At 62.8% G+C, this 10,023-nt stretch carries 8 protein-coding genes; 3 read left to right on the top strand and 5 right to left on the bottom strand.

Annotation, left to right across the window (positions count from 1 at the left end; genetic code table 11):
• Window positions 1-92: 92 nt before the first annotated feature.
• From PMI26_RS22300 to PMI26_RS22320, 5 genes are all read right to left on the bottom strand, one after another.
• The gene (locus tag PMI26_RS22300) at window positions 93-920 is read right to left on the bottom strand and encodes an ABC transporter permease (RefSeq protein ID WP_007972057.1); all 828 of its coding nucleotides are present in this window, start codon (window positions 918-920) and stop codon (window positions 93-95) included.
• Between the two features lie 7 nt (window positions 921-927).
• Window positions 928-1,800: an ABC transporter permease gene (locus tag PMI26_RS22305; RefSeq protein ID WP_007972056.1), complete on the bottom strand. Its 873-nt coding sequence runs from the start codon at window positions 1,798-1,800 to the stop codon at window positions 928-930.
• Between the two features lie 10 nt (window positions 1,801-1,810).
• On the bottom strand, window positions 1,811-2,923 hold the full coding sequence (locus PMI26_RS22310; protein ID WP_007972055.1) for an ABC transporter substrate-binding protein: 1,113 nt from the start codon (window positions 2,921-2,923) through the stop codon (window positions 1,811-1,813).
• Window positions 2,924-3,013: 90 nt separating this feature from the next.
• Window positions 3,014-4,105 (bottom strand): ABC transporter ATP-binding protein, encoded by a 1,092-nt coding sequence (locus tag PMI26_RS22315; protein ID WP_007972054.1) that lies wholly within the window; start codon window positions 4,103-4,105, stop codon window positions 3,014-3,016.
• 300 nt (window positions 4,106-4,405) lie between these two features.
• A complete protein-coding gene (locus PMI26_RS22320; RefSeq protein WP_007972053.1) occupies window positions 4,406-5,311 on the bottom strand; it encodes a LysR substrate-binding domain-containing protein in 906 nt (301 codons plus the stop codon).
• A gap of 278 nt (window positions 5,312-5,589) precedes the next feature.
• Between PMI26_RS22320 and PMI26_RS22325 the strand changes: the two genes are divergently transcribed.
• The 3 genes from PMI26_RS22325 (at window position 5,590) to PMI26_RS22335 (ending at window position 9,971) form a co-directional block, all read left to right on the top strand.
• Complete coding sequence (locus tag PMI26_RS22325; protein ID WP_007972052.1) at window positions 5,590-7,194, top strand: 5-guanidino-2-oxopentanoate decarboxylase; 1,605 nt, start codon at window positions 5,590-5,592, stop codon at window positions 7,192-7,194.
• Between the two features lie 81 nt (window positions 7,195-7,275).
• Complete coding sequence (locus tag PMI26_RS22330) at window positions 7,276-9,024, top strand: amidohydrolase (RefSeq protein WP_007972051.1); 1,749 nt, start codon at window positions 7,276-7,278, stop codon at window positions 9,022-9,024.
• Window positions 9,021-9,971, top strand: a complete 951-nt coding sequence (locus PMI26_RS22335; protein WP_007972050.1) for a CobW family GTP-binding protein — start codon at window positions 9,021-9,023, stop codon at window positions 9,969-9,971. The genes PMI26_RS22330 and PMI26_RS22335 overlap by 4 nt, the downstream gene beginning before the upstream one ends.
• Window positions 9,972-10,023 lie beyond the last annotated feature (52 nt).

Here is a 10,023-nt window from a genome sequence, read left to right as displayed (position 1 = left end):
ACTACAGGCTCGCTCCTACAGGAATGGCGGCAGTTGAACGAAAAAAGCCCCGCGCTTGTATGGCAAGCGCGGGGCTTTTTCGTGTGAAGCACTTACGAGTGCTGCAGCTTCTGCGCGCGTTTGTCGGCCAGATGCTGAACCACCAGCCGTCCGATCAGCACCAGCAACGTCAGCGAGATCAGCAACACCGAAATCGCCGCGACGCTCGGGTCGACGTTATCGCGCAAGCCGCTCCAGATGCGCTTGGGCAGGGTGTCGACGTTGACGCTGGTGATGAACAGCGTCACCGCCACTTCTTCCCAGGACAGGGCAAACCCCAACAACGCGGTGGAGGCCAGACCCAACTTCAGGTTCGGCAGGATCACCATGAACGTGGTTTGCATCAGGCTGGCGCCAAGGTTGCGCGAGGCCAGTTCGATGCGCCGGTCGATCTGGCTGAGGGCCACCAGCATGGTCACTACGCCGTACGGCACCACCATGATCACATGGGCAATCACCACGCCGGTCAGGGTGTCGTAGCCCATCCCCGGGGCGAAGCGACCGAGCTTGGTCTCCATGAAGTACAGCACCAGCGCGGAAATCACCGGCGGGATCGCCATCGGCAACAGCACCAGGCCGATCAGGGCCGTGGCCCATTTGGAGCGCATGTACCAGATGCCGAGGCTGAAACTCGCGGCCAGCAAGGTGGCGATGACGCTGGTGGCGAAGGCGATGGTCAGGCTCTGGCTGATAGCGTGGAACCAGTCCGGGTTGCTCACCAGTGCTTCGTAGTGGCGCAGCGACCAGTTGCCTTCGGGCATCGACAGGAAACGCTTGCTGGTAAACGACACCGGAATGACCGTCAGCAGCGGGAACAGCATGAAGGCCATGGCGACCACGGCCAACAGCCGCGTACTCAGGCTTGTGCGATGGGTATTCATAGTGATCTCAGCCTACCAGTCGGTTGACGCGGGTCATTTTCAACAGCACCCAGATCAGCGCGCTGACCAGGGCCAGCAACACCACGCTCAGTGCCGCACCCAGGCCCCAGTTGCTGGTCTGGAACATTTGCAGGAACACGTACTCGGCAATCATCACCGTTTGCCCGCCACCCAACAGCACCGGGGTGATGAAGAAGCCCAGGCAGAACACGAAGACCATGATGAGCGCGCCCAGAATGCCTGGCAGGGTCTGCGGCAGCAGCACTTGCCAGAAGGTGCGCAAGGCACCGGCCCCCAGGCCGCGCGAGGCCATGAGCACACGCTGGTCGAGTTGACGCATGGTCGACAGCAGCGGGAACACCGCGTACGGGATCATCACGTGGAGCATGCCGATGACTACGCCTATCTCATTGCGGCTCAGTTGCAGCGGCTGGTCGATCAGCCCCATGCCCATCAGCCCGTTGTTGAGCACGCCGTTGCTGCGCAGGGCGATCAACCAGCCGAAGGCCCGCACCAGCACGGAAATCCAGAACGGAATGAAGATGCAGATCTCCACCACGCGCTGCCAGAACGGCGGGCTGAACACCCAGCAGTAGGCCAGCAGGTAACCGATCATCAAGGCCAGGCCACTGACGGTCAGGCACAGGCGCAACGTGCGCCAGAGCATCTCGTGGATCGCCGGGTCCGTGGCGATGCGCTGGTACTGCTCGATACCCGGCGTCGGCAGCGAGAAGCTCCAGCCGACCACACCGAGGAACGGCAGCACATAGAAGACCAGCAGCAACACCGGCAGCGGAAACAGCAGCAGGCCGCGCTCCAGGCCCGGCGAGCTGAAGCGGGGCTTGGGGGCGGTCAGGGTCGAGGTCAGTGTGGTGGTCATGGTCACAGGCTCACTTGGACAACCGCGTCAGGTACTCTTCCAGGGCTTTGGAGTAGTTGTCGGCGTACCACTGGGCGTTGAGAGCGATCTGCTTCTTCAGGTTTTCTTCGGAGGCGCAGTTGGCTTCCAGTTGCTTGGCCGACATCAGCTTTTCCGTGGCGCTGTTGGACGGCCCGTTGCCCAGCAGTTCGAACAGCTTGAGCTGGCCTTCAGGCTGCAAGGCTTGCTGGATGAACTGCATGGTCGGTTGAGTGCCGCCGGGGTTGCCGTTCAATACCGCCCAACTGCTGGAGTTGATAAAGCCGTTGTCGAAGCTCCAGCGCACACGGTTGTCGGTGTCTTCGCTGAGCAGCTTGGCGCGGGTGTGCCAGATCGCACCCACTGACACCTCGCCGTCGACCATCAGTTGCTGGCTCTCGGCCCCCGAACTCCAGAACGACAGGACGTGCGGCTTGATCTCGTCGATCTTCTTCAGCGCCCGTGGCACGTCCAGCGGGTACAGCTGGTCAGCCGGAACGCCGTCGGCCAGCAACGCCGCTTCGAGCATGCCGTTCATCCACTTGTACAGCGTGCGCTTGCCGGGGAATTTCTTCACGTCCCAGAAATCGGCCCAGGTCTTGGGTCCGTTTTCACCGAACTTTTCGCTGTCCCAGGCCATCACGTAGCTGAACTGGTAGCTGGCGATGCCGTAATCGGAGGAGAGCGCCGGGGCCACCTGATCGCGCTTGATGGTGTTGTAGTCCAGTGGCTGCAGGATCTTTTCCCGGCCCAGCACGATGGCGCTGTAGCTCTCGACGTCGACCACGTCCCAGCTTGGTTGACCGCTGGCCAGCTGCGAGCGGATGGCCCCTTCGGTCGGGCCGGCACCGTCGATGCGCACCTGGATGCCGGTGTTCTTGGTGAAGGTGTCGGTCCACGCCGAACGGAATGCGTTGAGGGCGTCGCCGCCCCAGTTGACCACCACCAGCGGCTTGTCCGCCGACCAGCTGATGCCGCTGCGCAGCGCCAGGGGCACCGCTGCCAGCAGGCCCATGGCCTGGATAAAGGTGCGGCGGTTGATCTGACCGTCGCGGGCCTTGTCGATAAGCACTTCGATGCAGTCTTGTTGGTGATCCTGGCGCATGGGCAAGTCCTCAGTCGGCAGGTGCCTGCGTGGGCACCGGCCTTTTTGTTGTCATTGGAAGAGAGCTTTGTGACGCAGTTTTTTGGGGGTTCAGGCCTGAAGCAGGAAGCTTTGCTGCACCGGCCAGCTCAGCCACACCGGCGCGCCGCTGGGCATCGACGCGCCCGGGTGATTGCCGGGTACGGACAGGTTGATCGGCAGCGTGTCGCCGCTGACCTTGAGTGACAGGTGGGTGCTTGAGCCTTGATAAACCTTGTCGGTGAGTTGCGCGGGCATCACGTTGTAGCCGTCGCGGGTCGGGCACTCGCTGTGCAGTTCCATGTGCTCGGGGCGCACGGCCAGCACGATCGGTGCCGCACTCAGTGCGTTCGGCGCCTGGGCATGCAATACGCTGGTGCCGCAGCGGCCGCTGGCGTTCTGGCCGTTGCGGGTCAGGTTGTCCAGCGGGAACAGGTTCATCTTGCCGAGGAACTCGGCGACGAAACGGCTCTCGGGGCGGTTGTAGATGTTTTCCGGGGTGTCGACCTGGGTCAGCTTGCCGTGGTTGAAAATCGCGATGCGCGAGGACAGCGCCAACGCTTCGTTCTGGTCGTGAGTGACGAACACGAAGCTGGTACCGACCTGACGATGGATGCGTTGCAGCTCGGTTTGCAGTTGTTCGCGCAGGTTCTTGTCCAGCGCCGACAGCGGTTCGTCGAGCAACAGCAGTTCCGGCTCGAACACCAGCGCCCGGGCAATCGCCACGCGCTGCTGCTGGCCGCCGGACATCTCGGCGGGCTTCTTGTGCATATGCGCACTGAGGCCGACCACTTCGAGGATGTGCTTGACCCGGCGATTGCGTTCTTCAACGGGGACTTTGCGGATGCGCAGCGGGTAGGCCACGTTGTCGGCCACGCTCATGTGCGGGAACAGCGCATAACCCTGGAACACCATGCCGTAGTTCCGCTTCTCGGCGGAGCGCCGGATGATGTCGACGCCTTGCTCCATCAGCTTGCCCGAGGTCGGGCTGAGGAAACCGGCCAGAATCATCAGCAAGGTGGTTTTGCCCGAGCCGGACGGACCCAGCAGGGTAAGAAATTCACCTTGGCGAACGTCGAGATCGACGTTATCCAGCGCCGCGAAACGGCCGTAATACTGGCTGATACCTTGAGCGCTGAGCTGGATCGCTGAACGGCTGGACACAATGAGGTTCCTCTTTTTATTGCCCATAAGACGTACGAGGACGGATGCGAATCCGAAATGGGCTTTGGGCTTATTATTGTTAAAAATATCGCTACATCAATGGAATTATTTTGCTCGTATTGGTTAGTTTTATTGAACAAATAAGCTGTGTATTTCGCCTCGGCCAGAGGCCCCGAAATAGAGCTTCTACCCTGTGGGAGCGAGCTTGCTCGCGATAGCGATTTATCAGGCGACATCAATGGTGACTGTGGTGGCCTCATCGCGAGCAAGCTCGCTCCCACAGGGGAATGTGATGTGCTTTTACAGGGTGTCCTGCCAGGTCTGACGGGACGATTGCAGCTGGGTCTTGATCCAGTTGCCGAAGGCCTGGACCACGGCGCGGTCGGCCTTTTGCGGGTCTGCCGCCAGGTAGTAGCCACGGTGCAAATCGATGCCGATGTCGAACGGGCGCACCAGCAAACCCTTGGATAACGCGTCACCGCTGATCAGGTTGTCACCGATGGCGATGCCCTGGCCGGCAATGCACGCGGACTGGGCGCAGTGGGCATCGGAGAACAGGATGCCGCTCGTCGCGTTGACTCCGGAAGCCCCCGCAGCGGTCAGCCACACGCGCCAGTCCGAGTAGTCGGTCATGTGCAGCAAGGGGTAGCTGCTCAGTTCCTGCGGGCTTTTCAGGCCGCCCAAGGCGTTGATCAGGCGCGGGCTGCACACCGGGAAGAAACGCAACGCCACGATCTCCTCGACGATCATTTCCGGCCAGTCACCAATCCCGTAGGCGATGAACAGGTCGACGTTGTGGTTGTTGGTGTCGTCCGGTGTGCGCGGGGAAACCAGTTGCAACTGCACTTGCGGGTACTGCCGCAAAAAAGCACCGATGTGGTGACACAACCAATAGGTGGCGAACCCCGGCGCGCAACTGACGCACAACCGTCCGGAAATCTCCTGGTCGTCGACCAACTGTCCGGCGTCGAGCAGGTTCAACAGAATCCCGTGCACTTCCCGCGCATAGCGTTCGCCCTGATACGTCAGGCCGATGCCTCGGCCAATGCGCTCGGTCAGGGCGAAACCGACACACTCCTCGAGCTTGCTGATCTGGTGGCTGATGGCGCTGCGGGTCAGGTTCAGTTCACGGGCCGCGACCGACACGCTGCCTGTGCGGGCAACCGCATCCAGCGCACGAAGGGCTGTCATCGAAGGAAAACGCATAAATCATCCCGCTGAAAGTTGAAAGAAACAGGCAAACGCTGAACCTGTGGCGAGGGAGCTTGCTCCCGCTGGGGCGCGCAGCGGCCCCCACCATTGCGGTCGCTGCGCAACCGAGCGGGAGCAAGCTCCCTCGCCACAAGGTTAGCGCTTGCTCTTCTATATGGTGAAGTAAATCGAACAGTCAGGCCAAAAAAAATCGATTGTTGTATCGGTTGATTCAACAATACTAGCCCCATTCGTCGTTGGGCCGAGCTGGCCCCTTATCCAAGAGGTGCTGCATGACCCGTTGTGCCGAGGCGCTCGTTCAGTTGCTGGAAGGCTATGGTGTTGAAACCGTCTTCGGTATTCCCGGCGTGCACACCGTCGAGTTGTATCGTGGCCTGCACGGCAGTCGCCTGAAGCACATCAGCCCGCGCCACGAGCAGGGCGCCGGGTTCATGGCCGACGGTTATGCCCGTGCCAGCGGCAAGCCCGGGGTGTGCTTCATCATCACCGGACCGGGCATGACCAACATCATCACCGCCATGGGCCAGGCCTATGCCGACTCGGTGCCGATGCTGGTGATTTCCACCTGCAACCGTCGCGAACACCTGCGCCTGGGCCATGGCCACCTGCATGAATTGCCGGATCAGCGCGCGCTGGTCGCCGGGGTCTGTGCTTTCAGCCATACGCTGCAACACCCGTCGCAATTGCCGGAAGTGCTGGCACGGGCCTTTGCCTTGTTCGGCTGTACGCGGCCGCGTCCGGTGCACATCGAGATTCCGCTGGATGTGCTGGAGATGTCTGCCGAGGGGCTGGACCTGCGCCCGCGTTCATTGCCGGCCGCGCCGGCTCCGACGGCGGAAGCCATCGATGACGCTGTGGCCCTGATCAACAACGCCAAGCGTCCCTTGATTCTCGCCGGTGGCGGTGCGCGCCGGGCCAGTGAGGCCCTGACCGCACTCGCCGAACGCCTGCAGGCCCCCGTGGCGCTGACCACCAACGCCCGCGGTTTGCTGGCCCCCGAACATCCTTTGTTGCTCGACGGTGTGCAGTCCTCGGCCCATGGTCGTGAGCTATTTGCCGAGGCCGACCTGGTGCTGGCCGTCGGCACCGAACTCGGGGAAACCGACTACGACTTTTTCGGTCTTGGCACTGTGCAGTTCAAGGCACCGCTGATTCGCCTGGACATCGATCCCCTGCAAATACTCGGCGTACAAGCGGCCACGGTCGGCTTGCTGGGCGATGCCGGGCAAGGCTTGCTGTTGTTGCTCGATCGACTGCCGCAGCGCCAGGCCGATCCAGCCTGGGCGGCTGAGCGAGTGAACAAGGTCAACGCCCTCGAGCACGCCGGCTGGAGCGCCAGACAATCCCGTATGCAAGCGCTGCTCGATACCCTGCGCGATCACTTGCCGCAGCCACTGATCGTCGGCGATTCGACCCAACCGGTGTACCAGGGCGCGCTCGGCTATCGGGCGCCAACTCCCAATAGCTGGTTCAACGCCGGCAGCGGCTACGGCACCCTCGGCTACGGTTTGCCCGCCGCCATCGGCGCCAAGCTGGCCCAACCTTTGCGCCCGGTGGTGGCGTTGGTCGGCGACGGTGGCTTGCAGTTTTCCAGTGCCGAACTGATCGCCGCCAAAGAGGCCGGCGTCGGCGTGATCCTGCTGCTGTGGAACAACAGCAGCTACGCCGAAATCCGCGACTACATGAACGCCAAGGCGGTGCCGTTGCTGGGGGTAGACATCCTCACGCCGGACTTCGCCGCCCTCGCACAAAGCTGCCACGTCAGCCATCACCGGGCACGCGACCTGGACGGTTTGCGCGAGCTGCTGGGGCAACTCGGCAGTAGCGTTGAGCCGGTGATGATCGAGGTCGACGCCACAACCTTTCTGGCTGACTAAAACAACAACAATTTTTTCAGGTCGCCGACACGCACAACGTCCGGCCGACCTTTCAATCTCCTGAACTCAAAGGTGGCTTACATGGCTGAGTCCGATAACTTTTCCTCTACCCATTCCGTGCAGGGGACCTACGCCGACCTGATCCTCGCCAACGGACGTATCTACACCCAGGACCCGGCCAACCCGTGGGCCGAGGCCGTGGCCATCCGCGACGGCAAGTTGATCGCAGTCGCCAGCCTCGGCCAGATCGAGATGTTCAAGGGCCCGAACACCCGCGTGCACGACCTGCAAGGCGCATTCTGCATGCCGGGCCTGCACGACATGCACACGCACCCCGACCTCGCGCTGGCGCCGCGCTACGCCGATGACCTCGACGTCGGCATCGAAGACCCGACCCCGGAGCAGTTGCGCGAAAGCATCCTCGCCTACGCCGACAGCCATCCCGGCGACGGCTGGATCTACGGCCAGTACTGGGTGCGCTACACCTTCCGCGAGGCCGGCCTGACCCCGGGCCGCGAGTGGCTCGACAGCGTCATGCCGGACCGCCCGGTGGCACTGCTCGACCGCATGTGGGGCACCATGATGGTCAACTCCAAGGCCCTGGAACTGGCCGGCATCGACCGCCACACGTCCGACCCGCGCAATGGTTATTTCGAGCGTGACGAGCTGACCGGCGAACCCACCGGCCTGATGATCGACGGTGCCTACGCAATGATCCACGCCGCCATGCCACCAACTCCGGTCAGCGTGCTGCGCCGTGCCTACCGCGATGGCGTGCACTTCCAGAGCTCGCGCGGCGTCACGGCGAGCAAATACGTGCACGTCTGCGAACAGCGTTTGCAGGCCCTCAAGGAACTCGACGACAGCGGCGAACTGACGGTGCGCATCGAAGCGGCGATCAGTTGGCAGGACGACATCTTCCCGGTGCGTCGTCGCTGGGAGCTGCTGGCCGGCGAACGCCACTACTACCGCAGCGCGCGCCTGAGCGCCAACGCGGTGAAGTTCCACTTCGACGGCACCGTGGAGCCGAAGTCTTCGTACCTGCTGACCCCGTGGCCGCAGGAAAAGAGCTGGCGCGGCAAGCTCAACCTGACCCCGGAACACATCACCGACATGGTGGTGGACATGGACCGCAAGGGCATCCGCGTGATTGCCCACTGCACCGGCGACGGCGCCTCCGACGTGTTCCTCGATGCCGTGGCCGAGGCCCGTCGTCGCAACGGTTTCAGCGGTGTTCGCCACCAGTGCGCCCACAGCACCTTGCTGCACCCCGGCAACCTGCCGCGCTTCAAGGAGCTGAATGTCATCGCCGAGTTTTCCCCGGCCGCCTGGTACCCGACGCCGTTCGCCAGCGGTGCGCGTTCCGGTTACGGCCAGGAGCGCCTCAAGCGCATCTACGACTTCAAAGGCGTGCTCGCCGCCGGTGGCACGGCGGTGATGGGCACTGACTGGCCTGTGGCGTCCATCGATCCGTGGCTGGCACTGGAAACCATGATCACCCGGCAGAACCCGTGGAACGACGACCCGGCGTGCTTCGGCGACCCGATCAGCCTCGAACAGGCGCTGACCGTGATCACCAGCAACGGCGCCGTGGCCATGGGCCTGGAACACAGCACCGGCAGCCTGCAAGTGGGCAAGTCGGCGGACCTGATCGTCATCGACCGTGACCTGTTCGCTGCACCGGCACGCAACTACATTCACAAGACCCAGGTGCTGCTGACCTTCGTTGAAGGGCAACCGGTCTACGACCGCCACTCAACGCTGGAAACCGTCGGCCTCAAAGCCGTCTGGCAAGGCGAACCACCGGTGCTGGAGGGCAAGGCAGAATGACTTCCCCACGTATCGCCGTGACCGTGGTGTCGGGTTTTCTCGGCGCCGGTAAAACCACACTACTCAACCGTATGGTGCGCCGTGCCGAAGGCAGTCGGCTGGCGGTGATCGTCAACGATTTCGGCGAGCTGAACATCGATGCGGCCATCGTGTCCGAAGTCACCGACGCGGTGTACAGCCTGCAGAACGGCTGCATCTGCTGCACGGTGCAGGAAGACCTGCTGGCGCAACTCGCCAGCCTGGCGCAGCTTGAACCAAGGTTGGAGCGCATCGTCATCGAGTGCAGCGGAGTGTCCGATCCGCAGCGCATCGTGCAGACCCTGGCTTATCCACAGCTGCGCAGCCAGATGCAACTGGACATGGTGATCACGGTGGTCGACGCCACCCGCCATCTGCAACTCGACGGTGAATACGCGCGCCTGGCTCGGGCGCAGGTGGCCGCTGCCGACCTGCTGTTGCTGAACAAGACCGACCTGGTCGATGAGGCGCAGTTGCAGGCCTTGCGCGATGCACTGGGCGCCAGGACGCGTGTGCATGAAAGTGTGCAAGCCGAGTTGCCCGATGCGTTGTGGCTGGATACCGATCTGGACCTTGAGCCTCGGGCACAGAAACCGCTGACCCGGGTGTCCGACGTCGATCACGGCGAGATGTTCAGCAGCTGGTTGTGGCAGAGCAACGCGGCCCTCGATGTCGAGTGCTTGCGTGGCTGGTTGAGGGCGCTGCCCAGTGATGTATTCCGGGTCAAAGGCCTGGTGCTGCTGACGCCGGGCAGCACGGCGCACTGGCTGCAACATGTCGGCACCCGCAGTCAGTTTCTGCCGGCACTGGATGACGTCCGGGCCGATGCCACACGCCTGGTGTTCATCGCTCGCCGGGGTTTCGATGGCTGGGAGGCCTTGGGGCAAGGGCTGGAAGATTGCACTGTGAAAGAGGTTGCCGGGATATGACATCGACAGAGCAACGTCTGCGTGAAGAGTTGGCGGCCTGCTACCGCCTGAT

The sequence above is a fragment of the Pseudomonas sp. GM33 genome, from assembly GCF_000282295.1.
Taxonomy (GTDB): domain Bacteria; phylum Pseudomonadota; class Gammaproteobacteria; order Pseudomonadales; family Pseudomonadaceae; genus Aquipseudomonas; species Aquipseudomonas laurylsulfatiphila.
This window is presented reverse-complemented; position numbering and strand designations above follow the sequence as displayed.